The 24,251-nt window shown below is 44.5% G+C and carries 23 protein-coding genes; 8 read left to right on the top strand and 15 right to left on the bottom strand.

What is annotated here, in order from left to right; translation table 11 throughout:
* The 6 genes from NIASO_RS17920 to gpmI form a co-directional block, all read right to left on the bottom strand.
* A complete protein-coding gene (locus NIASO_RS17920) occupies nucleotides 1-798 on the bottom strand; it encodes an alpha/beta fold hydrolase (RefSeq protein ID WP_008588320.1) in 798 nt (265 codons plus the stop codon).
* Complete coding sequence (lnt, locus tag NIASO_RS17925; protein ID WP_008588322.1) at nucleotides 798-2,375, bottom strand: apolipoprotein N-acyltransferase; 1,578 nt, start codon at nucleotides 2,373-2,375, stop codon at nucleotides 798-800. Before lnt ends, NIASO_RS17920 begins: the two co-directional genes overlap by 1 nt.
* Before the next feature lie 130 nt (nucleotides 2,376-2,505).
* Nucleotides 2,506-4,311, bottom strand: coding sequence for an excinuclease ABC subunit UvrC (uvrC, locus tag NIASO_RS17930; RefSeq protein WP_008588323.1), 1,806 nt, complete (start codon nucleotides 4,309-4,311; stop codon nucleotides 2,506-2,508).
* Nucleotides 4,312-5,316, bottom strand: coding sequence for a PDDEXK nuclease domain-containing protein (locus NIASO_RS17935; RefSeq protein WP_008588325.1), 1,005 nt, complete (start codon nucleotides 5,314-5,316; stop codon nucleotides 4,312-4,314). It lies immediately after the preceding gene.
* Nucleotides 5,317-5,379: 63 nt separating this feature from the next.
* On the bottom strand, nucleotides 5,380-5,868 hold the full coding sequence (locus NIASO_RS17940; protein ID WP_008588327.1) for a heme-binding domain-containing protein: 489 nt from the start codon (nucleotides 5,866-5,868) through the stop codon (nucleotides 5,380-5,382).
* 117 nt (nucleotides 5,869-5,985) lie between these two features.
* Nucleotides 5,986-7,530 (bottom strand): 2,3-bisphosphoglycerate-independent phosphoglycerate mutase, encoded by a 1,545-nt coding sequence (gpmI, locus tag NIASO_RS17945; RefSeq protein ID WP_008588329.1) that lies wholly within the window; start codon nucleotides 7,528-7,530, stop codon nucleotides 5,986-5,988.
* Between the two features lie 362 nt (nucleotides 7,531-7,892).
* Here gpmI and NIASO_RS17950 point away from each other — a divergent pair, with 362 nt between their 5' ends.
* The 3 genes from NIASO_RS17950 to NIASO_RS17960 all read left to right on the top strand — a co-directional run bounded on the left by NIASO_RS17950 (nucleotide 7,893) and on the right by NIASO_RS17960 (nucleotide 9,678).
* The gene (locus NIASO_RS17950; protein WP_008588330.1) at nucleotides 7,893-8,285 is read left to right on the top strand and encodes a DUF4783 domain-containing protein; all 393 of its coding nucleotides are present in this window, start codon (nucleotides 7,893-7,895) and stop codon (nucleotides 8,283-8,285) included.
* Nucleotides 8,286-8,351: 66 nt separating this feature from the next.
* A complete protein-coding gene (gene nadC / locus NIASO_RS17955; protein WP_008588332.1) occupies nucleotides 8,352-9,209 on the top strand; it encodes a carboxylating nicotinate-nucleotide diphosphorylase in 858 nt (285 codons plus the stop codon).
* A 124-nt stretch (nucleotides 9,210-9,333) separates the two neighbouring features.
* A complete protein-coding gene (locus NIASO_RS17960) occupies nucleotides 9,334-9,678 on the top strand; it encodes a translation initiation factor (RefSeq protein WP_008588333.1) in 345 nt (114 codons plus the stop codon).
* Between the two features lie 254 nt (nucleotides 9,679-9,932).
* Here the strand turns inward: NIASO_RS17960 and NIASO_RS17965 are convergent, their stop codons facing one another.
* Nucleotides 9,933-11,018 carry a Fic family protein gene (locus NIASO_RS17965; protein WP_008588335.1) on the bottom strand — a complete coding sequence of 362 codons (1,086 nt, stop codon included), beginning with the start codon at nucleotides 11,016-11,018 and terminating at the stop codon, nucleotides 9,933-9,935.
* A 320-nt stretch (nucleotides 11,019-11,338) separates the two neighbouring features.
* Entirely contained in the window at nucleotides 11,339-14,113 is a 2,775-nt protein-coding gene (acnA, locus tag NIASO_RS17970) for an aconitate hydratase AcnA (RefSeq protein ID WP_008588337.1), read from the bottom strand.
* Between the two features lie 72 nt (nucleotides 14,114-14,185).
* On the opposite strand from acnA, the gene NIASO_RS17975 reads away from it, so the two are divergent.
* From NIASO_RS17975 to NIASO_RS17990, 4 genes are all read left to right on the top strand, one after another.
* Complete coding sequence (locus NIASO_RS17975) at nucleotides 14,186-14,761, top strand: Crp/Fnr family transcriptional regulator (RefSeq protein ID WP_008588338.1); 576 nt, start codon at nucleotides 14,186-14,188, stop codon at nucleotides 14,759-14,761.
* A gap of 63 nt (nucleotides 14,762-14,824) precedes the next feature.
* Nucleotides 14,825-15,235, top strand: a complete 411-nt coding sequence (locus NIASO_RS17980) for a DUF4267 domain-containing protein (protein ID WP_008588340.1) — start codon at nucleotides 14,825-14,827, stop codon at nucleotides 15,233-15,235.
* A complete protein-coding gene (locus NIASO_RS17985; RefSeq protein ID WP_008588342.1) occupies nucleotides 15,222-15,551 on the top strand; it encodes a hypothetical protein in 330 nt (109 codons plus the stop codon). Before NIASO_RS17980 ends, NIASO_RS17985 begins: the two co-directional genes overlap by 14 nt.
* 86 nt (nucleotides 15,552-15,637) lie before the next feature.
* The gene (locus NIASO_RS17990; RefSeq protein WP_008588343.1) at nucleotides 15,638-16,600 is read left to right on the top strand and encodes a helix-turn-helix transcriptional regulator; all 963 of its coding nucleotides are present in this window, start codon (nucleotides 15,638-15,640) and stop codon (nucleotides 16,598-16,600) included.
* A gap of 28 nt (nucleotides 16,601-16,628) precedes the next feature.
* Here the strand turns inward: NIASO_RS17990 and NIASO_RS17995 are convergent, their stop codons facing one another.
* The 4 genes from NIASO_RS17995 to NIASO_RS18010 form a co-directional block, all read right to left on the bottom strand.
* Nucleotides 16,629-17,123, bottom strand: a complete 495-nt coding sequence (locus NIASO_RS17995) for a DinB family protein (protein ID WP_008588346.1) — start codon at nucleotides 17,121-17,123, stop codon at nucleotides 16,629-16,631.
* A 73-nt stretch (nucleotides 17,124-17,196) separates the two neighbouring features.
* Nucleotides 17,197-18,429: a threonine ammonia-lyase IlvA gene (ilvA, locus tag NIASO_RS18000; RefSeq protein WP_008588348.1), complete on the bottom strand. Its 1,233-nt coding sequence runs from the start codon at nucleotides 18,427-18,429 to the stop codon at nucleotides 17,197-17,199.
* Between the two features lie 33 nt (nucleotides 18,430-18,462).
* Nucleotides 18,463-19,281, bottom strand: a complete 819-nt coding sequence (locus NIASO_RS18005) for a hypothetical protein (protein WP_008588349.1) — start codon at nucleotides 19,279-19,281, stop codon at nucleotides 18,463-18,465.
* 76 nt (nucleotides 19,282-19,357) lie between these two features.
* Nucleotides 19,358-20,071: a hypothetical protein gene (locus NIASO_RS18010; protein WP_008588351.1), complete on the bottom strand. Its 714-nt coding sequence runs from the start codon at nucleotides 20,069-20,071 to the stop codon at nucleotides 19,358-19,360.
* Between the two features lie 321 nt (nucleotides 20,072-20,392).
* Between NIASO_RS18010 and NIASO_RS18015 the strand changes: the two genes are divergently transcribed.
* Nucleotides 20,393-20,719 carry a hypothetical protein gene (locus NIASO_RS18015; protein ID WP_008588352.1) on the top strand — a complete coding sequence of 109 codons (327 nt, stop codon included), beginning with the start codon at nucleotides 20,393-20,395 and terminating at the stop codon, nucleotides 20,717-20,719.
* A 5-nt stretch (nucleotides 20,720-20,724) separates the two neighbouring features.
* Here the strand turns inward: NIASO_RS18015 and NIASO_RS18020 are convergent, their stop codons facing one another.
* The 3 genes from NIASO_RS18020 to NIASO_RS18030 form a co-directional block, all read right to left on the bottom strand.
* A complete protein-coding gene (locus tag NIASO_RS18020) occupies nucleotides 20,725-22,161 on the bottom strand; it encodes an ATP-binding cassette domain-containing protein (RefSeq protein WP_008588354.1) in 1,437 nt (478 codons plus the stop codon).
* A gap of 104 nt (nucleotides 22,162-22,265) precedes the next feature.
* Nucleotides 22,266-23,747 (bottom strand): ketol-acid reductoisomerase, encoded by a 1,482-nt coding sequence (gene ilvC, locus NIASO_RS18025; RefSeq protein ID WP_008588356.1) that lies wholly within the window; start codon nucleotides 23,745-23,747, stop codon nucleotides 22,266-22,268.
* Nucleotides 23,748-23,788: 41 nt separating this feature from the next.
* On the bottom strand, nucleotides 23,789-24,250 hold the full coding sequence (locus NIASO_RS18030) for a DinB family protein (protein ID WP_008588358.1): 462 nt from the start codon (nucleotides 24,248-24,250) through the stop codon (nucleotides 23,789-23,791).
* Nucleotide 24,251 lies beyond the last annotated feature (1 nt).

Raw genomic sequence — 24,251 nt, forward strand, 5'->3', positions numbered from 1 at the left:
CTATTTTAGGCTCATTAAAAAGGCTTCGATAGCAGCATTTGCTGCTGCCGGTTCCTCCAGCATGCCCATATGGCCTGATTGGTGAAGCACATTGATATGGGAAATACGCGGCATGGAAGCTTGTTTCAGAATATCTTCGAAAGAAATGACGTTGTCCTTTTCACCAATAATAAAGAGCACAGGGAGCTCTGTCTTCGAAAACAGGTCGATATGCTCCGGCCGGGCGATCATGGCTTCATAGTAGGCCTTCAGCGCCGCTTTTGAAAAATGGGGCAGCGATTCAGTGAAAGAGGGTATCAATCCGGGATTTTGTTCTTTTGTTGTATCGGAAAAGAGATTCGGTATCGTTGTTTCCAGAAAAGCCCGGGCGCCGTTTTTTTCGATAAAGGCAATGCCTTTCCTCCGGGTTTCTTTTTTGGCTTCGGTGTCTGCCGCTGCCGTGGAATGAAATAAGCCAAAGCCATCCAGTAAATGCGGATATTTTTCAACAAAGGCCATAGTGGCGTAGCCGCCCATGCTGTGGCCGATCAGCACCACCGAATCAAGCTCCTCTTCATCAAGGATCAGTTGCACTGTATCGGCAATACCCTCCATACTTACATCAGCCGTAAGCTCCGAATCACCACTTCCGGGAATATCAGGGATGATCACCTGGTAATTGCGTCGCAGATAGGCCGCCTGGTTCTCCCAAACAGTGCCATCTTCACCAAATCCATGCAGCAATACCACAGGAAGGCCTGCACCTTCTGTTTTATAGCTGATCAGTTTATTGTCAATTGTAATTGTTTTCTTTTCCATCAGGCGGATTTTTTTCTTATCATTTGATAACATAAAAGTAATAAGAATCCGATAGTTAAAAGGGTTATAATTTTCGATAACCAATCACCATGTTTGGTGTAAAAGGTTTCAGTAACAAAAGCAGCCACTGTTTGTTTTAATATGCCTTTTGTGTTCCAGGGTAGTTGTTTTATCACATTCCCAAAAGGGTCGATGAAACAACTGATGCCCGTATTCGCACTGCGTACTACCCATTTCCTGCTTTCAATGGCTCGTAGCCGGGCGTATTGCATATGCTGTTTATAACCCTGTGTGTTGCCCCACCATCCATCATTAGTAATGACTACAATAAGATCTGCCCCCTGGCGATTAAATTTCGACAAATGATCCCCGTAGATACTTTCATAACAAACGGCCGGACTTATGTTAAAAATGTGATTGCTGGTATGCAATACTTTTTCGGTGGTATCAGCCGCGTATCCCCCGCCGGTGCCGCCAAATTTTTCAAAAACCGGCGCCATAAAACTTAAAAAGCCGGGCAGTACCTCCACGCCGGGCACCAGTTTTGATTTATGATAGATCTGTGCGCCGCTGCTATCAAATAGAGCAGCGCTATTATAACCTTCTACAAAAGAACCGTCCGGTAGCGGCACGGCAAACCGGCTTACTTTAGTTGGGAACTGTTTTCTCCCTTCAAGTCCCGTCAGCAGGTTGAGGTTAGGATTGCTCTTCAGAAAAGCCCAAAGGGGGTTCAGGAACATATTCTGTTTCAACTGATCTTCAGCTACTATATAAGGAACGGCCGTTTCGGGCCATACTACCAATGCAGTGTTGACATCTATTGCTTTTTGCGACAAGGAAATTAGTTCATGCAGTTGTTCTTCCTGTTTGCCTGCAACAAACTTATCATTATAAGGATCATAATTCGGTTGCACTGCTACCACATTATATTTATTATGCAGCAGCGTCAGGTTTTGTTTTGCGAGAAGTGACAGCGCCAATGGTATACAAAGCGTAGCCACCCATGCCACTGCCAGTCTAAAATACCCGGCGCTCCGGCCCTCTTCCTGGTATTTCATGAACACATTAAAAACAAGTACATTACTGAGCAGCACCCATAAACTGCCACCCGCGGTGCCGGTATATTCGTACCACTGTACCCAGGTGGGGTGCGCTGCGAATACATTACCCAAAGAAAGCCAGGGCCAGCTCAGGTCCCAGTTCAGATGAATGAACTCGTAGGTCATCCAAAAGGCGATCAGCGCCAGGCCGGACACAACGCGATTGAAATAATTTTTTGTAAAATAATAAGCTATCCAGGGAATACACATCAGCAGGCTGTTTGCCATAAACGCTCCAATGCCGCCCGGCACACTGGCTTCGGCCACCCACCAGGTGGTCAAGACGTTCCAAAGGAGCATTGTGAGGTAAGTATAACCAAAAAAATTCTTCCAGGAATCAGTGTTTTCAGCAACAAAAAACAGGGGGACCCAGGCCACAAATATCAGCAGCGTTAAAGGAGATGTAGGCCAGGCAGCCCAAAGCATAAGGCCTGCGATAACGGATCGGATGAGTCCGGTGTATTTTGTTGCGCTCATTTTTAAAAAGTGTCTTATTTCAAAAATATCTCCTTTTTTGAAATAGGAAGTATCGTTATTTCAATTTATGCTCATTTTTTGAAATAAGGAAGGGTCTTATTTCATTTTTAAGCAATTTTAAGGGGAGTGATCAGGAGTTATTACTAAAATAATTAGTGACTATCTGCGCTTTTGCGTTCCCAATAACGGCGGCCAGTTCATCCAATGTTTTCTCTTTGATATTTTTCACGGATCTGAATTCTTTCAACAATTGATCGGCCGTGTTTTTGCCAATTCCTTTAATGTCCTCCAGCTCGTTCTTAAAAGTGCCTTTGCTTCTTTTTTGCCGGTGAAAAGTGATACCAAAACGGTGCACCTGGTCGCGGATAAAACGGATCAGTTTTAAACTACCACTGTTATAAGGCAATTTTAAAGACTCCTGGTCGCCGGCAAAGAAAAGCTCTTCCACATTTTTTGCCAGCCCCACCAGGGTAATCGTTCCCTGTAATTCCAGCTCTTCAATGGCTTCAAGTGCCGCGCTCAGTTGCCCTTTGCCGCCATCGATGATCACCAGTTGCGGCAGTGATTCTTTTTCCTCCGATAAGCGTTTATAGCGGCGGTACACGGCTTCCTTCATGCTGGCGAAGTCGTTAATGCCCTGCACCGTTTTTACATTAAAATGCCGGTAATCTTTTTTACTGGGCACTCCGTTCCTAAAGCAGACCATTGCCGAAACCGGGTAGCTTCCCTGGAAATTGGAGTTATCAAAGCATTCGATGTGCACCGGCAGTTCGGGCAAATGCAGATCCAGTTGCAGTTGCTCCAAAACCTTTACATGATCTACATTCCGGTTGATCTTGATGCGGTCCTTGTTTTTTATTTCCTCAATAAAATAGTTGGCATTTTTTTCGGAAAGTTCCAACAATTTTTTCCGGTCGCCGGCTTTGGGCACCACCAGTTCCACATCAGCCTCCGGGTATTCTATCTCAAAGGGTACCACAATTTCGGGAACATGGCTATTGAAGGTCATGCGGAGCTGACTGATGGCATAGGCCAGGATCTCTTCCACCGGCTCATCCAGGTGCGTTTCCAGTTTGTTGGTTTGGGTTTGCACGATAGTGCCGTTCCGGACCATCAGGTAATTGACATAGGCGATGGATTTTTCTTTAATAATAGAGAATACATCTTTGTCACCACCTTTAATGCCGGTAACTACTGACCTGGATTGATAGTACTCTTCAAGGTATTCAATTTTCTTCCGAACCTGCTCTGCTTTTTCAAACTCCAGTTGTTCCGCATGTTGTTTCATTTCTTCTTTAAAATAGCGGATCACCGGCGTTAAATTGCCTTTCAGCAGATCACGGATGCGACTGATATTATTTTGATAGTCTGCTGCCGTCTGCAATCCTTCACAGGGCCCTTTGCAATTGCCCAAATGATACTCCAGACATACTTTGAATTTCCCTTTCTCAATATTTTTTGGAGTAAGATTCAGAGAACAGGTACGCATAGGAACCGTACGCTTAATGAATTCCAGCAGCTCCCGCACTTTAAAAACGGAAGTGTAAGGCCCCAAATATTCCGAACCATCGGCAACCGGCTGGCGGGTTAAATAGATGCGCGGGAAGTTTTCATTTTTAATGACGATATAGGGGTAGGATTTACTATCCTTGAGGTTGATATTGTATTTGGGCTGGAATTGTTTGATGAGCGAATTTTCCAGGAAAAAAGCATCGGGCTCACTGTTAACAATGGTGAATTCGATCTTTTCAATACGCTGCACCAGCTCATGCGTTTTGTAAGTGGTAAAGGTTTTATTGAAATAAGAGCTTACCCGTTTGCGCAGGTTTTTGGCCTTGCCCACATAAATGATCTTCCCGGCGTCATCAAAATATTTATAAATGCCCGGCTCCTGTGGTATGGTGGATGCTATGGTTGAAAATGTTTCCTGTGTCATTTAGTTGCTGCCTAATATCGCTTTTACATTTTTTTGTAACTGTTTCTTGTCAGGCAGGTAAAGTTGGTACTTTGAAACAAAAATTTTGTTGGAAATACCCCCCGTCGCAAATTCAACCAGTACTTCGTCTTTCTCGGCTGAAAGAATGATGCCGATGGGTTCATTATCACCTTCAACATTTTCTTCTGTTTTGAAGTAGTTGAGGTAAAGGTTCATTTGCCCGATGTCGCCATGCTCCACTTTTCTTATTTTAAGATCTATCAACACAAAACATTTCAAAATACGATGGTAAAAAACCAGGTCGATGTAATAGTGCTTATTACGAAGGGAGATCTTATATTGGCGAGCTACAAAAGCGAACCCTTTGCCCAATTCAAGCAAAAACAATTGAAGATTATCAATGATCTTTTGTTCAAGGCCTTTTTCCGTCATGCGGTGGCTTTGCGGTATTTTCAAAAAATCCAAAACATACGGATCTTTGATGGCTTCTGTTGGTTCAGAAACAATACGGCCTTTCTCTGAAAGTTGTAAAACTCCTTTTTTGTCTTTGCTCAACGCCAGGCGTTCAAACAGGGAGGAATCAATTTGTCTTTCCAGTTCGCGATAACCCCAATTTTCATGAGCAGCCTGCTTCTCATAAAAACTCCGTGCAGCATCGTCCGAAATGCCCAACAGTGTTACAAAATGTGTCCAACTCAATTTGGCAGGCACTGCCTGCCATTTCTGATAGGTAAGGTAAAAACGCCGCATATCAAGAATATTCCGCCTGCCAAATCCTTTACTGTACCGTTGGGTTAAATCTTTTGAAAGCCTTGCCAGTAGCTCACTTCCGTACTCTGCCCGTTCCTTTCCGCGCTGCTCATATTCCACTATGTGCCTGCCAATTTCCCAATTCGCTTTAATCAATCCGGTGTTTACTGCTTTAAACGCATTTTGTCTCGCCTGTTCAATAGTCAGGCCAATGTTATCAAGTAACTGGTTGTATTTAACTGCTGCTGGTTTCATGGTTATTTATCGCCCCTAGATTTTTGTACTTTTTCAATTAAGAAAACTGAAGTTACGAAAATCCTATTTCTTCGGTCTTACCAGGCTGTCCTTTGGGTACTGCGCTTCCATGGCGGTTTTTGCGGTATTTACCCAGGCATAGATCTCTTGTTTTTCAGCATCGGTCAAAATAGCATCTTTATGGATCCAGGTATAGGATTCCAGCGGCATGTTGTTTTTCTTAACCTGCTCGGCTACTTCATCCAGTTTATGATATTGCTTCCACGCAGGTTGAGTGGTAAAATCATCAAAATTAAAATGCCTTTTGCCATTTCTGATATGATTGTCCAGCAACCAATAAACCGGCTGCACATGGTTATACCAGGGGTACACCGTATTGTTGCTATGGCAATCATAACAGGCTCTTTTTAAGATACTGTTTACCGATGCCGGTATCGGGTATTTAGCAGTAACTGCATTCGGAAAGCTCCCGGAATGCTCATTTTTTGCAGGGCGGATGAACTGAATGCCGATCAATACGATTAAAACAATTAGCAGGATTTTCTTTAACATGAAAAGTCAATGGTGAATGGTGAAAAGTGAATGAACTGATACTGGATGCTTGATACCCGATACCCGATTCAAGCCAGTATCCAGCATCGAGCATCAGGAATCTAATTCAACTCAAAATCAGGATAGTGAATTTCTGTCAACCAAAATATCCCCAGTCATCTCTTTGGGAATCTCCAGCCCCATAAAGGTCAGTATCGTGGGGGCAATATCACCCAGCTTTCCTTCTTTGATCGTTCCTTTCCAGTTGTTGTCGATGATAAATAAAGGGACAGGATTCATAGTGTGCGCCGTATTCGGACTGCCATCTTCATTAACCAGGTAATCGGAGTTGCCATGGTCGGCAGTCAGGAAGATCACATAATCCTGTTTCAAGGCTTCTGTTATGACCTGCTCTACACAATGATCCACCGTTTCGGCAGCTTTTATGGCTGCGGCGAAAACGCCGGTATGGCCCACCATATCTGCGTTCGCAAAATTCAGCACAATAAAATCTGCGGTTTTGTTATGAATTTCCGGCAGGATCGCTTCGGTTAATTCATTCGCGCTCATCTCGGGTTGCAGATCATAAGTGGCTACCTTGGGGGATGGTTTTAAAATGCGGTTTTCGCCTTCAAACGGTTTTTCCCTGCCGCCGCTGAAAAAGAAGGTTACATGCGGGTATTTCTCGGTTTCTGCAATACGGATCTGTTTTAAATTATTGGCTTCAATTACTTCGCCAATGGTTTGTGTAAGATCGTCATTGCGGAATAATACGTGTACATTCTTAAAGGTATGGTCGTACACCGTCATGGTTGCATAATACAACTCCAATGTGTACATGTTATAATCCGGATGATCCTGTTGTGTCAATACTTCTGTGATCTCGCGACAACGATCGGTGCGGAAATTAAAGCAAAGCACCGCATCACCATTTTTGATGGTGGCAACCGGGTTATTGTCGGCGTCTACTATCACGGTCGGTTTTATAAATTCATCCGTGATATCGGCCGCATAACTGTTTTTAATAGCCTCGATGGCTGAAGTTGCAGTGTTGCCTTTCCCGTTTACCAACGCATCATAAGCCAACTGCACGCGCTCCCAACGTTTGTCGCGGTCCATGGCATAATACCGGCCGTCAACGGTTGCAATTTTGCCCACACCGGTGCTATCCAGGTGCTGTTGCAGGTCTTCAATAAAACCCAGTCCGCTTTTGGGATCGGTATCTCGTCCATCTGTAAAGGCATGGATATACACATCGGACAAACCATTGTCCTTACAAATGTTAATTAGCGATTTTAAATGATTAATATGAGAATGCACGCCGCCGTCACTTACCAGGCCCAGCAGGTGCAGGGGTTTGTTGTTTTCTTTAGCGTAGGAAATAGTATTCAGTAACTCGGGGTTGGCAGCGAGCTCACCAGTCCGGATCGCTACGTTAATGCGCTGTAGTTCCTGATAAACAATGCGTCCGGCGCCCAGGTTCAGGTGACCCACTTCCGAATTTCCCATCTGGCCTTCCGGCAATCCTACCAGTTCTCCAAAAGTGGTGAGGGTAGTATTGGGATATTTATTATATAGTGATTTTGTAAAAGGCACATTGGCATTCTGGATGGCATCCGCGGATGCAACTTTTCCGAGCCCCCAGCCGTCCATTATCAGTAAAATCGCTCTTTTTTGTGACATGAATTAGTTTATTTTAAATTACGAAGCAGTAAAGTTAAACATTCTGCATCGATTTAGTTCTTTTATTAGATGCCCGGCTGTAGTGCTACTATTGAGCTTCCTTGCGTCGCACTCGTCAGGGTTCGGTGCATAGCCCGACCAGGGGAAAGTGACTAAGAAGTATTTATCGGCCGGTAAGGCGGTGAAACGGTAAGCTTTGAGCGGTTGAAATCAGGGCCTTTCCGTCTTTCCGAATTCCCGGCTAACGATTAGCACACGCTTTTGGGTTAGCTCCAAAGAAATTTTTCAATATATTCGTGATCAGTACCAATAAAGAAAGAGCAAAAATTGATTCGACCATTAGGAACATAAAAAAATTACAGATGAAATATTTATTACGATTGTCATTTATTGCGTTGATGGCTGTTCTTTCGGTCACGGCCCTGCACGCACAGAGTCTGGATGGCGTTATCAGTGGTTTAAAATCCGGCAATGCCGCCCAGGTGGCCGGTAATGTGGGTAACTCGATGGAGTTTACCGTTGCAGATAAAACCAGCACCTACAACAAAGCAGATGCAGAAAAAGCCTTAAAGGATTTCTTTGGGAAAAATACAGCCAAAGGTTTTGAGCTGAAACACAAAGGCAGTGCCCCTAATGGGAATTATGCTATTGGTACCCTGCAAACATCCGGGGGCAATTACCGGGTGAATATCTTCATGCGTAAAGAAAAAAGCGGCGAAGTGATCAAAGAACTGCGTTTCCAGTTGATCGAGTAAGATTTCTATGAAAATTTAAATGATAAAAACAGCCTCTCTATTCGGGAGGCTGTTTATTTTTACGTTATGGAACAGTTTGATGAAAAATTAGATCATCTGATCAAAGAAGCTTTATTGGAGGACATTGGTGCGGGCGATTATTCCACGCTAAGCTGTATTGATCCGGCGGCAAAAGGCCGGGCGGTTTTAAAAATAAAACAAGACGGCGTATTAGCCGGGGTGCAGGTAGCGGAAAAGATACTGAAATATAAAGAGCCGGATAGTGCGGTTACTTTTTTTATGCAGGATGGCGCTGCCATGAAAGCCGGGGATATTGCTTTTGAAGTGACGGCCCTGGAGCATACGATTTTACAATGCGAGCGGCTGCTGCTGAATTGCATGCAGCGGATGAGCGGCATTGCCACACTCACCCATCAGTATACAGATAAACTGAAAGGCTATAAAACCCGGTTGCTGGACACCCGGAAGACCACGCCCAATTTCCGGTTGCTGGAAAAGGAGGCGGTGCGTATTGGCGGCGGCGTTAATCATCGGTTTGGATTGTATGATATGATCATGCTGAAGGATAATCATATCGACTACGCAGGGGGCATCGAAAAGGCGATCAATAAGGCTTATGATTTTGTACAACAGAATAACCTGGGCATTAAGATCGAAGTGGAAACGCGCAGCATAGCTGATGTGCACAAAGTTTTGGAAACCGGCGCGGGCAAGGTGTTTCGCATCATGCTCGATAATTTTTCACCTGAATTAATGACGGAAGCGGTGAAGATCATCGACGGTCAGTTTGAGACGGAGGCCAGCGGCGGCATTAATTTAGATACCATTGAGACCTATGCGGCAACGGGTGTCGATTATGTAAGCGTGGGGGCATTGATACACCAGGCGCAAAGTGTGGATCTGAGCCTGAAGGCAAAAGTTTAAAGGCTCGTCATTTCGACGGAACGGAGCGTAGCGCAGTGAACGGAGAAATCTCGCTGTTTCAGAATGAGATCCCTCTCTTCGTTCAGGATGACGGTAAAACTTGGGATGACGATAAAATAATACAATGGCAAAAAATAAATCGGATCAGCAGGGGTTTGTGTATAGTACCAATCCTGATTTTAAATTTCAACCGGAAGCAGATCAAAGCGATACTTTACCGCCCGCGCAACAAAGGCTGCGGATACAACTGGAAACAAAGCATCGCGGCGGAAAGACGGCCAGCATCCTAATTGGATTTGTTGGTAAGGAAGAAGATCTGCAGGACCTGGGTAAAAAATTAAAATCGTTTTGCGGTACCGGCGGTTCTGCAAAAGACGGGGAAATTATTATACAGGGCGACCATCGCGATAAGGTATTGCAGTGGCTGTTGAAGAACGGTTATACGCAAACAAAGAAAAGCGGGGGATGAGTAGCTCTAGAGTTTATCTGTAGCTTTTCTGGTAGTACTGTGGCTGGTCCCTCCAATCCCTTTTTATGTCACACCAGGCAATTTGTGGGACAGGGCGACTTAGGGGACGGGCAGTTGCCTGTGTGTATGTACTTGATGGCCTGAGATGCTCAAAGCCCATGATTCTACCATTTATAATTTTGTTGACATTCTTATAAATAAAGAAGCCGACACTATGAGAAAAGCCATTAATTAAAAACTAAAACCTGGCAACTTTATTTATTTTCAAGAATCTTCAATAGCTTTTGATTGAGATATAGCTTTTCTTTTCCGACTTTAACGGATTGGAGAATGCCGTTTTCTTCCAATGCGATTAAATAATTTCCTACCGTTTTAGCGTTTCCGATGTTTTCGTCAACCAGGTTTTGACGTTTTGTATATGGTAACCTGAACAAAATTTCTACTAAATCTTTTGAGTATATTTTTGGTAATTTAGTTTTGATCTTCTTCGCCATTTCATCCATTGCTTTAATGATTTGATTTAGGCGTTCCAATCCTTTTGAAGCGGTTTGCTCAACCATATCCAGCATATATAGGATATAGTCTTCCCAATTTTGATTTTCGGTTACCCCCCGCAATTTTACGTAATAATCGTTTTTGTTTTGAATGATATATTCGCTTAAATATATTGCAGGCACCTCCAGTAACCCGGAAAGCTTTAGATACAGTAACAGCAAAATTCTTCCTGTTCTTCCGTTTCCATCAATAAATGGATGGATTGCTTCGAACTGATAATGTAATAAAGCCATTTTTATTAGGGGGTCAATTTGGTTTTCTTCATTAATAAACTTTTCCAAGTTGGTTAGCTTTTCTCGTATAATTTTTTCTCCATTGGGTGGCGTGTAAATGATTTCTCCTTTGGCATTTGCTAAAGCTGTGCCGGGAGTAACTCTGATAGCAGCATCGTTTTGTTTAATACACTGAACAATTTTGATACAAAGATTTCTAGTTATAAAAGGCCTAATTTTTAGTGCCTTCAGGCCCAACCAAAGTGCTTCTTTATAATTCAGTACTTCTTTTGTAGCGGAGTTTTCAATTTTCTTTTCCGCAACAAATGATTGGTATAGTTCATCGTTTGTTGTTATGATGTTTTCGACCTCAGAACTCGCTTTTGCTTCTTGTAAATATATTGTGTCAAGAAACAGGGTAGGGTTGGGTAGATTCAGTAACGTTCCATTTAGCTGAGCCAATGCACGGCCTGCTGAAATGGTTTTACGTAATATGTTTTTTGTCTCAATATCCGCTTCGGGTGGTAATAGAGGCAAATCATTAAATGGTATTTTGCGATTGAATTTATTCATTGCTTCAAGAGTAAGTTTTGCCCATGTTTTCTTTACAAGTGTAAAAATAGTTAAAAATCGCCCTCGTTTTTTATATTAGGGTAAAGATTACTCTTGTTGGGGTTTTTATTTGGATCGGGATGGTATTTCTTAAAACAACAATACAGGAAAACGGCGGCTGTTTAATCGCTGATAGGATTACTGCAGTTCAAGTGTGTTCCGATGGTTATCGGAACAAGCAAAGCCGATAGTAGCATCCCGAAAGCATTCGGGACTGGGAGCCTAATGTGAATACCTGTGAGGTTTCCTCCACGGCGGACAGGTTCAAAACCTAACAGGTATTAATTATTCCTCAAATACTCCCTTAGCACGTACTGCAATATGCCATCGTTCTTATAATATTCAATTTCAATAGCAGAATCCAGTCGGGCTTTTACTTTAAAATTGGTTACAGCGCCGCCAGGGTGGACGGCTTGCACGTCCAATAGTTTATGTGGCGTAAGATTGTCGGCAAGACCAGTAATGGTGTATGTTTCCGTTCCATCCAAACTCAATGATGCGGCGTTTTGTCCGTCCACAAAAACCAGCGGAGCCACACCCATGCCCACCAGGTTGCTGCGGTGGATGCGTTCGAAACTTTCGGCAATTACGGCCTTTATACCCAGGAGAAAAGTGCCTTTTGCCGCCCAGTCTCGGGAAGAGCCGGAACCATATTCTTTCCCGGCCAGCACAATCAGGGGTGTTTGATCTTCCTGGTAGGCCATCGCCGTATCAAAAACGGTTTTTACTTCGTTCGTAGGGAAGTAGCGGCTAAACCCGCCTTCCTTATCGGCTATTTTATTTTTGATCCGCACATTAGCAAACGTGCCCCGCATCATTACTTCATGATTGCCCCTTCTTGATCCGTAGGAGTTAAAATCAACTTTCTCCACTCCATGTGCCATGAGGTATTGACCCGCAGCGCTTTCGGGCTTAAAGGATCCGGCGGGGGAGATGTGGTCGGTGGTAACCGAATCGCCCAGGTATAATAATACGCGCGCATTTTTAATATCGGCAACCGGGGCCGGGGTTTCCTTCAGGTGCTCAAAGAAAGGCGATTCTTTTATATAGGTGGAGCTACTGCTCCAGTGATAATTTTCACTCAAACTTACTTCCAGTTGCTGCCAGTCGGTAGAGCCATCAAAAATAACATCATAGACTTCCTGGAAATCTTCCTGCTTCACGCATTCATTAATGGTGTTGAGGATCGTTTCCCGGCTGGGCCAGATATCTTTTAAATAAACAGGGTTACCATTGGGATCATATTCCAGCGGGTCTTCCAGCAGGTTAATATCTACCCGGCCCGCCAGTGCATAAGCCACTACCAGCATGGGTGACATCAGGAAATTCATTTTTACCTGCGGGTGTACTCTCGCCTCAAAATTCCGGTTGCCGGAAAGCACGGAAGCTACTACCAGCTCACCTTTTTCCACCGCTTCAGCTATCTGCGCGGGCAGGGGACCCGAGTTTCCAATACAGGAAGTACAACCATAACCCACAGTGTGGAAACGCAACGCATCCAGATCCGTATTTAAACCCGAACGCTCCAGGTACTGCGTCACTACCTTCGAGCCGGGAGCTAAAGAAGTTTTAACCCATGATTTAGTGCGTAAACCCTTTTCTACAGCATTACGTGCCAGCAAGCCCGCGCCTACCATCACGGCAGGGTTGGAGGTATTCGTACAACTGGTGATAGCGGCAATAACGATGCTGCCATCGCTGAGCACATATTCCTGGTTTTTGTGTTTGATGCGTACAGACTGAATAGATTCGGTGGTAACCTCATGTGGGGCGCTGCCTTCCACGGGTACTTTGCCAAAAGTAAATTCCGTTCCGGAGCCGCCTTCGGTTAACCAGGCCGATTCCCTGCGCTCGGTTACAGATTGGTAAACCCGATTATGCTCCTTATTCAAAAGATCGGCAAATTTTGTGGAGAGCTCCTTTACAAGTATTTTATCCTGCGGACGTTTCGGGCCGGAAACAGTGGGGTCCAGTGAGGAAAGATCAAACTCAACCACTGAAGAATATGTGATACTCTCATTCCCCGTGCGCCATAATAAATTTTCCTTGCAATAGGTTTCCACGATTTTTATCTGCTCCGCAGAGCGATTGGTGGAGTGCATGTATTCCAGCGTACGATTGTCGATCGGGAAATAAGTAACCGTGCAGCCAAATTCCGGCGACATATTGGATATAGTAGCGCGATCGGTTACGGTCAGGTGGTCCAGCCCGTCACCAAATACTTCTACAAATTTTCCCACTACACCTTTATCGCGCAATACTTTTGTAATCGAAAGTACCATATCTGTTGCGGTGCACTGGTCGGGAATTTTACCGGTTAATTTTAGTCCGACTACTTCCGGACAGGTAAAAAAGATCGGCTGGCCCAGCATGGCCGCTTCCGCTTCAATACCACCCACACCCCAGCCAATAACGCCGATCCCGTTCACCATGGGCGTGTGCGAATCGGTACCCACCAGGGAATCAGGGAACAGCCATCCATCGCGCTCTATAATGCCTTTGGCGAGGTATTCCAGGTTTACCTGGTGACAGATGCCCATGCCCGGCGGTACCACCGTAAAATTGTTTAATCCTTTTTGCGCCCACTTCAGCAGCTCATACCGCTCTTTGTTCCGCTCGTATTCCAGATCCACATTCCAGTTATAGGAATAGTTAGTGCCAAAATAGTCCACCTGCACGGAGTGATCAATAACCAGGTCTACCGGGATGGCGGGGTTAATCTTTTGCCCGTCCTTGCCATGCCGAACAAATTCGGCTCTTAAAGAGGCCATATCTACTACAGCAGGTACGCCGGTGAAATCCTGCATCAGGATGCGCGCGGGCTTGAAGGGGATATCTTTATCTGCTGGCGCCGGCGACCAGTGGATCAGCGTTTGAACGTGCTCATCGGTAATGCCAAAGCCGTCATAATTACGCAGCACGTTTTCCAACAAAATACGAATGCTAAAAGGAAGGTGGGCAACAGAACCTTCCGGCAGTTCTTTTAAGGAACTGTACTGATGACGTTTGCCATTTATTTCTATTGCTGTCCGGGATTTTGCTTTTGATGTGCTCATGATCTATTGCTTCTATTGAAACAACAAGTTACTACAAAAAAAGGTTTTATTTTGCTGGTAAAAGCTTCTTTTATGCATGATTTGGTAATTGCGGCCATTGGTCGTCTTATAGAGCTGAATGAGGAGGAGAAAATATTTATAAAAACGATCTTTAAAGAAAAAAGCGTAAAAAAAGAGGAGTTCTTTTTAAGAGAGGGTGTTGTTTGCCGGGAAGTGGGTTTTATCATAAAAGGCATGGTACGCTATTACATTAATAAAGGCGGCGAAGAAAAAATTTATGGATTTGGAAAAGAAGGCGATTTTGTTTGTAATAATGAAAGTTTTCTAAGCAGACAGCCTTCCAGTAAAAATATTCAGTATATAGAAGATGGAGTGCTGCTGATGCTTTCTTATGACAACCTGCAATTGTTTTATAAAAAAGTGCGCGGTGGTGAACGTTTTGGCCGCTTAATAGGCGAATATCTTTTTGTAGAAGCGCTTCGCCAGATCACCTCATTGTATACCGATTCTGCAGAAGAACGCTATCTTAATTTTTTACAACTATATCCCGGGTTGCAGCAGCGTATTCCGCAATATTTTATTTCTTCTTTTGTGGGCGTAAAACCGCAATCGCTTAGCCGTATAAGAAAAAGATTGTCGATTAATTAACCTGGGTGCATCATGCCCTCCGGTTATTGCTGTTGCTTTGCATAATAATAAAATAATTATGCAATGAAAACAATTACACAGAAAAGCATTTTTGCACTGACTCTTATTACAGGGTTTACGCTGGTTTTTATCGGTATTCGCTTTTTAATAGCGCCATGGGCCGCTGAGCTGGCTTTTGGCATTCATGTGAATACCGGAGGCGATTATTCCTTTCAGTACATTAAAGGTATACGGGATCTTTTTAGCGGCGTTATTCTTTTGCTGCTGCTTTTTACGAGGCAATACCGGGCGTTGGGGTTGATTCTGCTTAGCAGTATGATGGTCCCCGTTACTGATTTTAGAGTGGTGCTGGCGCATGCTGATTTTGAAACGGCAAAATTGTACCCGCATCTTATTGCCATACTCCTTGGTCTTTGTCTCGGGCTGTATTATTTAGTAAACAATTCAAAAAATAAAAATCATGTGGCTCTTTAATACTGTTTTGATCTTACATTTTCTGTCTTTTCTGACTTTTGCTGCTACACTAGCGGCGCGATTTCCTCAAAAGGAACGGAGACTTTATAGGCATACTCTTTTTCTGGGCATCGCTATATTGGCTACGGGATTGGGTATGGTAGCTATAACATATCCTGCTGTTCAATACAATAAAATTGTTCCAAAGTTGCTTCTTTTTGTTGCCATCAGCATATTGTGCGGTATTTACAATAAAAAGGTTGTACCGGCGGGTGTTTATTATACGATGATTGGGCTGTTGGTGCTGGCAAGTGTTATAGGTGTGGCGCGGTTTTAATGAAACAGGATCCTGTTTGCAGGCCGGCATAGTTGTATTTTTCTTACTTTGAGCTCAAAATACCATAGTGTTTACTATTTTGCATCATGGCCACCGAACCCATAAATAAATTTGATCGTATCGTTTCGATCCTGATCCAGTTACAATCGAAGCGGATCGTAAAAGCCCAGGATCTTGCCGATCGGTTTGATGTAAGCCTGCGCACCATCTACCGGGATATACGCAGTTTACAAACAGCCGGTGTGCCTATTTCCAGCGAAGCAGGAGTAGGCTATGAATTGGTGGAGGGGTACCGGTTGCCTCCTGTTATGTTCACCCGGGAAGAAGCTTCCAGTTTTGTGGCGGCAGAAAAGCTGATGCAGAAATTTATCGACAAGCGCTTGCGGGATCATTTTGTCGCGGCCATTACCAAAATGAAAGCAGTATTGCGTATGGCGGAGAAGGATTGGATCAGCAGTATCGAATCACAAGTGTTGGTGAGAGGCGGGCAACATATTTTTAACGAAAAGGTGCCAGAAGCTTTGTCGGTATTATTTGATAGCCTGGCGCAAAAAGTGCAGTTGGAGATCAGCTATAAAAAACTGGAATCTGATAAAGCGGAAAAGCGACAAATAGAGCCGGTAGGCGTCTTTCATGAAAACAATTTTTGGTATTTAATGGCCTGGTGTCATTTGCGGAGCGACTACCGCCAGTTCCGGACGGATCGCATCCAGGCGATCCGGAAGCTGGATAGCGCTTTTACAAAAGAGCATCCCGAGCTGGAACATTTTTTAACACAACCCAAAGATGGCCCCAGGACGAAAGTGCGCATCGTTGTGGACCTGCAAATAGCAAGATATCTGGACCGCCAAAAAGAACATCATGGCTTTGTAGCGCAAGAAAATACCCCAGAGGGTATTGAAATGACCTTCATGTGCCGCTATGCTGAAAATGATTTTGCGCGCTGGTTCCTTACTTTTGGTGATTATGCTAAAATACTGGAGCCGGAAACGGTGAAGCAAGCCGTGCGAGAGATCCTGGCAAAACAGTTGGAGCATATAGACCGGTGAGGTTTTAGCAACCTCGCAGGTCTGCTTGTCAGGCCTGCCGCTCCCAAAAGAAAGGCGGCTGAATGCCTAAAGCTCTCAGGTATACATAGCCCTGCGCCCGGTGATGGATCTCATTATCTATGAAATAAAGAATATTTTCATAAATAGGGAATTCATATTGGCCGAAAAGCTTGAATGTTTCTGAAAAACCTTCTTCAGGAATCTGGTTAAAATAGCCATGGATCGTTGCTGTTTCCTCGTCCCATTTTTCCAGCAACTCTTTTTTAGTGTTTACAATAATCCCCTCTTCATTGTAGGAGTTGGTATTTCGGCTCACGATGTTTTTTAAGGCCGGACCTCCAATGGCCAGTAATTCTACAACCAATTTTGCAAAAGGGCGCATGCCGCCTACAGAGAATTCAAAAAGCTCTTTTTCGGGAAATGCTTCAATGGTTTTCCGGGTTAGATGACGATGGCCCAGCCAATGCCTTAATAATTGTTCTTTGTTGATTACTGATTCCTGTGTGGTTGTTGCGGTTGTCATAATTTTTGTTTTTGTTTAATAATCCAAAACTAAAACGGGGTGGTGACAACAGGTTGTCAGCAGGAAAAGTATTTTATACCAGGTAACTGAATAAAGTATTGTCCTTATTCAATTCCGTAAATTCTATCTGGCTTTTGGTAAGTCTCCCGATAAAAGGTTCGTAGTCTTCCCGGTTTTTTAATTCAATGCCGATCAGGGCCGGGCCACTTTCCTTATTGGTCTTTTGCATGTATTCAAAACGGGTAATATCATCGTCGGGACCCAGTATGTTGTTCACAAACTCTTTCAGGGCCCCCGGCCGCTGCGCGAAATTGATCAGGAAATAGTGTTTCAATCCTTCGTATTGCAGGCTGCGTTCCTTGATCTCCTGCATGCGGTCGATATCATTATTGCTGCCGCTTACAATGCACACCACATTTTTGCCTTTGATCTGTTCTTTAAGCAGGTCCAATCCTGCTATGGACAGGGCTCCGGCGGGTTCGGCTACTATGGCATCTTTATTATAAAGTTGTAATATAGTAGTACAGATCTTCCCTTCGGGCACCAGCAATACATCGTCCAGGATGCTTTTACAAATAGAAAAAGTCAGATCCCCAACCCGTTTTACGGCAGCGCCATCAACAAAACGGTCAATACTGCTTAGGGCTACCGGATGCCCGGTCTTTAAGGCTTCGGTCATCGATGGGGCGCCCAGGGGCTCCGCACCAATAATTTTTGTTTTGGGGCTGACTGATTTTAGATAGCTACCTACTCCGGCACATAATCCGCCGCCTCCAATGGGTATAATGACGTAATCAATGTCTTTTAGCGCTTCTGTTATTTCCCGCCCCACGGTTCCCTGGCCCTCAATAATTTTTTCATCGTCAAAAGGGTGGATAAAGGTCATTTGGTGCTGGTTGCAATAGGCAATGGCCGCGGCAGCACAATCATCATAAGTATCTCCAACCAACTGAATGGTTATATGGTCCCCGCCAAACATATTGGTTTGCTCCACTTTTTGATTGGGCGTCGTAATGGGCATAAATACCACGCCCTTAATGTTCAGTTGCTGGCAGCTATAAGCAAAGCCCTGGGCATGGTTACCAGCGCTTGCACACACCACGCCTTGCTGTGCCCGTGTTTTGGGCAAAGAGGATATAAGATTATAGGCGCCGCGCAATTTATAAGAACGGACGATCTGCAGGTCTTCCCGTTTGAGATAAACCTTGCAATTGTATTGTTTTGAAAGGTTCTGGTTGTATTGTAAGGGGGTGTGGATTACAATGCCTTTTAATCTTTCTGCTGCTTTTTCAAATTCGATGCTCATACCCCCAAAGGTAGAAAAGGAACGGCAGTTTTTTTAAAGTTTAAAACCAATACCCAGTGTCATGTAAAAAAGGTTTTTACCCGTTTCCCCTTCTAATAAGTTTTGAGGCATTACATAAGAGGGAATTGCGGTAATATAGAATTTCTTTACTACGGCAACCAGCGGAACCGATGCCTCATATGCTAAAATATGGAAGCTACTGTACGTTTGGGTAGTCTGCTGCTGCGATATGGGTTGTCCCAGGAATTTTTTTTGCTCGATATAGGTTTTAGTAAATTTTTGCGTGCCTGCATACAGGTACGCAGAGGGATCAATAGCAAAGGCTACCGGGCTGCCCGCTTTATGGATAATAAAAATATGATCAAGCCCCAAAGTGGCGCCAATATCCGTTTGCCCGCTGCTGAATTTCAGATCACCTCCAACGTTTATATTTACCGCCGTGGAATACGTGGCATTGATACCGGTTTGCGCCTTTAACGCCGACTGGGGCAACTGGGTATTGTCCCGGTACAGGATCTGCGAATAAAAAATGTTCCCGTTAAAATGCCTGGAAGGTTTGAAGCGATATCCGCCTTCTATTATAGTGCCGGCATAAGTGGTGCCCACGGACTTATTTTGGAGGAAAATGAAGTTGCTTTGTATATACAGCCCGTTTTTTAACTGGTATCCGATGTTTGGGAGGAGTGCGCTGCTCCTCAGGCTGTCCGTTCTTCCAAAATAGTGCAGTCTGGACTGAAAATTAACGCCAACGGTTAATTCATTGTGCCGGGTACTATCTGTCTGACTAAAAGCTAATGCGGGCGCTAATAAAAGCCCCCATAGAAGAAGCCTTTTTCTGTTCCGGAGAAGCATATGTAAAAAGTTAGTGTATAAAATTTGCCCTCTTTGAATAAGAGGGCAATTATTACGATATGTCATGTAAGCCGTCTTATTTAGCTTTTACATCGCCGGAAGCACTTACCTTAACGTCTGCGGATGGCTTTACGCTTTTAGCTTTTGCTGCGCCTTTTTTTACAGCTTTTGAAGTTGCCTTGGCAGCGGCGGCTGTTTTATTTGTTGCCGCTTTTGTGCCGGATTTGGCGTCATCTTTCATGGATGTTGCTGTTCCCTTAACCTTTGATCCGTTTGTTTCAACGGTAGCGCCGGTAGCGGTGCTGGTACCTGCTGAAAGGGCTCCCTGCTGCACTGCGGAATTTTGATTTGCATTTTCTGTCGCATGCTCATTGGCATGCGCTGCTGCATTTGTTTGTCCGTTAGCGGATGCTTCAACCGATACCGGGCTTGGGCTGCCGGCATTCGCATTTACATCCGTACTGGTGCTTGTTTGCGCTGCTGCACCTGCGTTTGCTGCATTGCTGGCTGCTGCTGCTGTTTTTTCTACCGCGGTACTTGTGGCCGCTTTTGTTTTTTCCACGGCGTTGGAAGTGGCTGCTGTGGTCTTACCTATTGCCGTTGAAGTGGCCGACGATACTTTTGTTGCCGCATTGGTGGCTGCACTGGCGGCCTTGGCTGCAGTGGCCGCAGAAGATACAGAGCCGCCTACAGATGCTTTAACAGCGGATCCCACGCCTACTTGCGCATGCGCAGCATTGAATGCGAGTATAGAAAATGCTGCCAGGGAAAGTTTCATAATCTTTTTCATAAAAACGGATTTTTGATTTTTTAATTTATTATACTAAAATAATTTTTCAACTACTATGCCAAAATTGGGATGGAAAAATGAAGCCTTCATGAAGCCGGCGCTAATCGCTTAATATCAACTGTGTTTATGGTGCAACCTGCTAAAAGGATTAACAGATTCTTAGCGGATATTTTTTTTCTGTCGTGCGCAGCGCCGGGAAATACAGTGGTGGTCAGGTTTTCATCAAATTTTCATAAATGGGTGGTGTAGCTATTGCAAAAAAAATTACTGAAAACTGTTGCATTCAGAAGGAATGGATCGTCTTTGTATAAAATTGCCAAAATGAAGAAAATACTGACTCTGATCTTGCTGTTTTTAACCATTAGCTGCGGCAAGAACAATGAGACAGATCTTACTGCCTGCGATCAACAAATGATCGCAAAATTCAAAAATGAAGTTACCTGTCCCTATGATCCGCAAATGTCTCGGTTTCTCGGTAAAGGCATGTATAGAGGTCAGTTAGTCTATTTTATTGATATTGTCTGCATTGCCTGTAATACGGCTCCGCCCCCAAAAGTGTACACCTGTTCCGGAGCTGAAATACCGGTTACTAATTTTTATAATACAGTAACGGGAAGAATAAGGGTCGATGCCTGTGGCAATAATTGATGCGATCAGAACGATTCGTTTAAGATCATTTTACCCTGTGCTAATACCAGTTTATGAGTGAGGCATGAAGGTAGCTGCGATTCAAAATGGCCTACATAAATAATGGTGACGCCATTTTTACTGATAAGATCTACCAGGTGATTAAAATATTGGGTTTGCTGCTGGTCCAGCCCCTGGCAGGGCTCATCCAATACTAATAATTGGGGATTTTTTATAATGGTACGCCCCAGGAGCGCCAGGCGCTGTTTGCCCAGCGGAAGTGTTGTTAATAATTCATTCCGCAGATCAAACAGGTCAAGAAATTTTAGTAATTCCTCTAATTGTTGCTTTTGTGCATAACGTAATTGCTGATACTGCCCATTGCTGTCGAAAAAGCCCGAAGCGAGACTTTGGGCAACGGTTGCATTCGCATCAAAATACCAATGCAATTCGGGCGATATAAGCCCGATGCGCTTTTTAATATCCCAAATGCTTTCGCCGCCTCCCCGTTTTACGCCAAATAAGGTAATGTGATTAGCATAAGCCTGTGGATGATCGGCAGTGATCAAACTTAACAGTGTAGATTTTCCGGAACCATTAGGCCCCTGCAACAACCAACGTTCGCCCGCTTTTACCTGCCAGTCAATGTTGGATAATACATATTTTTCATCGTAGCGCACGGCAACATCATGCATCCCGATGATATCGCGCGAGGTGTACTGTGGCGGTGTTACCAGGAAGGAGGGGAGTGGCTTTGCGGGCCTTTCTGTCGTGGACAATACTGCGCCGGCGGGTACTATACGGCCTTCTTTCAAAGTGATAAAATGGGAAATGCATTCCGGCAACCCGGTATCATTGCTGATGAGCAGTAAAGCGCCGCCCGCGGTTGTGTAATTATTTAGAAGTGCATTCAGGTTTGCACGCGATTTGACGTCCAGCCCCGTGTAAGGCTGGTCGATGATCAGCAATTGCGGACGCAGCCACAAGGCTTTGATCAATTGTAGCTTCTTGTGCTCGCCGCTTGATATTTCAAAAAGCTGCTCGTCTAAAACCTCGCGGTAGTTAAGCGTTGTAAGTAACTCCTCCAGGCGCTCTTTGTTTAACCCCTGTTCCTTTCCATATTGCTCCAGTTCATGGGCAACGGTAATAGTATCTTTTCTCTGGTAATGATTATAACGCTGCTGGTAATAAAAGTTTCGATCTCCCTCCAGGTTGGTAAAACGGTACCAGCTTTCTACAAAAAGTACTTCCGCCGGCAGTGGGCTTTGTGGATTAAAATCGATCTTAAGCTGACCGGTGGAGCGAAGTTGTCCGCTGACCGCTTTGCCCAGCGTGGTTTTGCCGGCTCCGCTTTGACCCTGGATCACCCAGCCTTCACCTGCGTTAACGGTAAAGGAAAGGTTGTGCAGCACGGTTTTTAGTCCGTAATGCACGGAGAGGTTTTCTATATTGAGCAATGCCATTTTTACGCGGTTTTTATGGTGCAGAAAAAAATTGCGCGCCGGTGGGCGCGCAATTAAGGAGTAAGACCTATGAGGTTTTTTAAACCTCATAGGTCTGTTTAGCATTACGCGGTTTTAATCGCTTTCATTGCGGTCATTGCCTTGCGCAATTTCCGGCCTACGATCTCTACAGGGTGGTTGCGGATGGCCTCATTGATCTCCACCAGTTCCTGGTTGTCTACGGAGCCGTCTTTGCCTGCGTTGTAATTTTTACCCACCAGGTCGGTATCAACGGTTTTCATGAAATCGGCCAACAGCGGTTTGCACGCCTGGTCGAACAAATAACACCCATATTCCGCAGTGTCGGAAATAACGCGGTTCATTTCAAACAATTTTTTACGTGCAATGGTATTGGCAATTAAAGGCGTTTCGTGCAGCGACTCGTAATAAGCAGATTCGGGTTTGATACCGGCTTCCACCATCGTTTCAAAAGCCAGTTCCACACCTGCTTTAATAAAGGCTACCATCAACGTGTAATTGTCAAAATATTCCTGTTCGCCTATTTTTACGTCGCCGGCCGGTGTTTTTTCAAATGCGGTTTCACCGGTCTCTGCACGCCATTTTAATAAGTTGGCATCGCCATTGGCCCAGTCTTCCATCATTACCCGGCTAAAAGTGCCGCTCATGATGTCATCCTGGTGTTTCTGGAACAGCGGACGCATAATTTTTTTCAGTTCCTCTGAAATCTTGAAGGCTTTGATCTTTGCGGGATTGCTTAAGCGATCCATCATGCCGGTAACACCGCCATGTTTCAGGGCTTCGGTCACTACTTCCACACCATATTGTACCAGCTTGGAAGCATAACCCGGATCAATTCCTTTTTCGATCATTTTATCAAAAGAAAGGATGGAGCCGGTTTGCAGCAGGCCGCATAAGATCGTTTGCTCGCCCATCAGATCCGATTTTACTTCTGCTACAAAAGAAGATCGTAATACCCCTGCGCGGTGTCCACCGGTGCCTACACAATACGCTTTTGCCTGATCAAACCCTTTTCCTTCGGGATCGTTTTCAGGGTGCACAGCAATCAGCGTGGGAACGCCAAAACCGCGTACATATTCGGCTCTTACTTCACTGCCGGGGCTCTTGGGTGCTACCATGATCACGGTAATGTCCTTGCGGATCTGCATGCCTTCTTCAACAATGTTGAAGCCGTGAGAATAAGAAAGGGTAGCGCCCTGTTTCATCAATGGCATCACGGCACTTACCACACTGGTGTGTTGTTTGTCCGGGGTCAGGTTAATCACCAGGTCTGCACCGGGGATCAGCTCATCGTATGTTCCTACAATAAAATTGTTGTCGGTTGCGTTTTTCCAACTGGCTCTTTTTTCTGCTATGGCTTCTTTACGCAAGGCATAAGAAACATCCAGACCACTATCTCTTAAGTTTAAACCCTGGTTCAGGCCCTGTGCGCCGGCACCAACGATTACGATTTTTTTCCCTTTTAGTGCATCCACGCCGTCAGCAAATTCGTCATTGCTCATAAATTCAGCAACGCCTAATTGATTTAATTGCTCTCTTAACGGTAGTGTGTTAAAGTAATTTGCCATTGTTTATTCTTGTTTAAAGTGTTTGTTTTTTTATTTATTAGCTATGCTGCCAATATACGTTTATAATCTTTTATGATCTGGAAATGTGCCGTATCGTGCGCGGCCACCGTTGCCAGCATTTCATCAATCGTGGTAACCGGCACCCCAAACGTGTCAGTAGTATACGGAGTGACCGTTTCAAATTTTTTTTTATCAAGCGCATCTTTTACTGCCTGGGTAAAAGTATCCGATAAAAGGATCAGTTCCTCCAGCTCTTCCTGTGTGGTAGGCGCTGAGGGTTTGGTGCCTTTCCTGTATTTATCCTGCAGGGGAATTACAAAGGCGGTATCTGCACCGGTAACCTTAAATACCAGGCTGTAACCGCTTACGATCAGGTGGCCAAAATTCCAGGCCATACTGTTATTGAATCCTTCGGGTATTCTGTTTAAATCTTCCAGGGAGGTTTCTTTCACCAGGCGGATGGCTTTTTTTCGAATACTATCTATAATATTTAATGTGTACATG

The organism is Niabella soli DSM 19437 (assembly GCF_000243115.2).
In the GTDB taxonomy this organism is placed as follows: domain Bacteria; phylum Bacteroidota; class Bacteroidia; order Chitinophagales; family Chitinophagaceae; genus Niabella; species Niabella soli.

What these genes read in the sequence shown, in the direction of transcription:
- gpmI (WP_008588329.1), bottom strand. Translation starts at nt 7,530, where the DNA reads ATGTCACAAAAAAGAGCGATTTTACTGATAATGGACGGCTGGGGGCTC.
- NIASO_RS17940 (WP_008588327.1), bottom strand. Translation starts at nt 5,868, where the DNA reads ATGTTAAAGAAAATCCTGCTAATTGTTTTAATCGTATTGATCGGCATT.
- NIASO_RS17960 (WP_008588333.1), top strand. Translation starts at nt 9,334, where the DNA reads ATGGCAAAAAATAAATCGGATCAGCAGGGGTTTGTGTATAGTACCAAT.
- NIASO_RS18020 (WP_008588354.1), bottom strand. Translation starts at nt 22,161, where the DNA reads ATGGCATTGCTCAATATAGAAAACCTCTCCGTGCATTACGGACTAAAA.
- acnA (WP_008588337.1), bottom strand. Translation starts at nt 14,113, where the DNA reads ATGAGCACATCAAAAGCAAAATCCCGGACAGCAATAGAAATAAATGGC.
- ilvC (WP_008588356.1), bottom strand. Translation starts at nt 23,747, where the DNA reads ATGGCAAATTACTTTAACACACTACCGTTAAGAGAGCAATTAAATCAA.
- NIASO_RS18005 (WP_008588349.1), bottom strand. Translation starts at nt 19,281, where the DNA reads ATGCTTCTCCGGAACAGAAAAAGGCTTCTTCTATGGGGGCTTTTATTA.
- NIASO_RS17990 (WP_008588343.1), top strand. Translation starts at nt 15,638, where the DNA reads ATGGCCACCGAACCCATAAATAAATTTGATCGTATCGTTTCGATCCTG.
- NIASO_RS17985 (WP_008588342.1), top strand. Translation starts at nt 15,222, where the DNA reads ATGTGGCTCTTTAATACTGTTTTGATCTTACATTTTCTGTCTTTTCTG.
- NIASO_RS17995 (WP_008588346.1), bottom strand. Translation starts at nt 17,123, where the DNA reads ATGACAACCGCAACAACCACACAGGAATCAGTAATCAACAAAGAACAA.
- NIASO_RS17965 (WP_008588335.1), bottom strand. Translation starts at nt 11,018, where the DNA reads ATGAATAAATTCAATCGCAAAATACCATTTAATGATTTGCCTCTATTA.
- NIASO_RS18010 (WP_008588351.1), bottom strand. Translation starts at nt 20,071, where the DNA reads ATGAAAAAGATTATGAAACTTTCCCTGGCAGCATTTTCTATACTCGCA.
- NIASO_RS18015 (WP_008588352.1), top strand. Translation starts at nt 20,393, where the DNA reads ATGAAGAAAATACTGACTCTGATCTTGCTGTTTTTAACCATTAGCTGC.
- lnt (WP_008588322.1), bottom strand. Translation starts at nt 2,375, where the DNA reads ATGAGCGCAACAAAATACACCGGACTCATCCGATCCGTTATCGCAGGC.
- NIASO_RS17935 (WP_008588325.1), bottom strand. Translation starts at nt 5,316, where the DNA reads ATGAAACCAGCAGCAGTTAAATACAACCAGTTACTTGATAACATTGGC.
- NIASO_RS18030 (WP_008588358.1), bottom strand. Translation starts at nt 24,250, where the DNA reads ATGTACACATTAAATATTATAGATAGTATTCGAAAAAAAGCCATCCGC.
- NIASO_RS17950 (WP_008588330.1), top strand. Translation starts at nt 7,893, where the DNA reads ATGAAATATTTATTACGATTGTCATTTATTGCGTTGATGGCTGTTCTT.
- NIASO_RS17975 (WP_008588338.1), top strand. Translation starts at nt 14,186, where the DNA reads ATGCATGATTTGGTAATTGCGGCCATTGGTCGTCTTATAGAGCTGAAT.
- ilvA (WP_008588348.1), bottom strand. Translation starts at nt 18,429, where the DNA reads ATGAGCATCGAATTTGAAAAAGCAGCAGAAAGATTAAAAGGCATTGTA.
- NIASO_RS17980 (WP_008588340.1), top strand. Translation starts at nt 14,825, where the DNA reads ATGAAAACAATTACACAGAAAAGCATTTTTGCACTGACTCTTATTACA.
- uvrC (WP_008588323.1), bottom strand. Translation starts at nt 4,311, where the DNA reads ATGACACAGGAAACATTTTCAACCATAGCATCCACCATACCACAGGAG.
- nadC (WP_008588332.1), top strand. Translation starts at nt 8,352, where the DNA reads ATGGAACAGTTTGATGAAAAATTAGATCATCTGATCAAAGAAGCTTTA.
- NIASO_RS17920 (WP_008588320.1), bottom strand. Translation starts at nt 798, where the DNA reads ATGGAAAAGAAAACAATTACAATTGACAATAAACTGATCAGCTATAAA.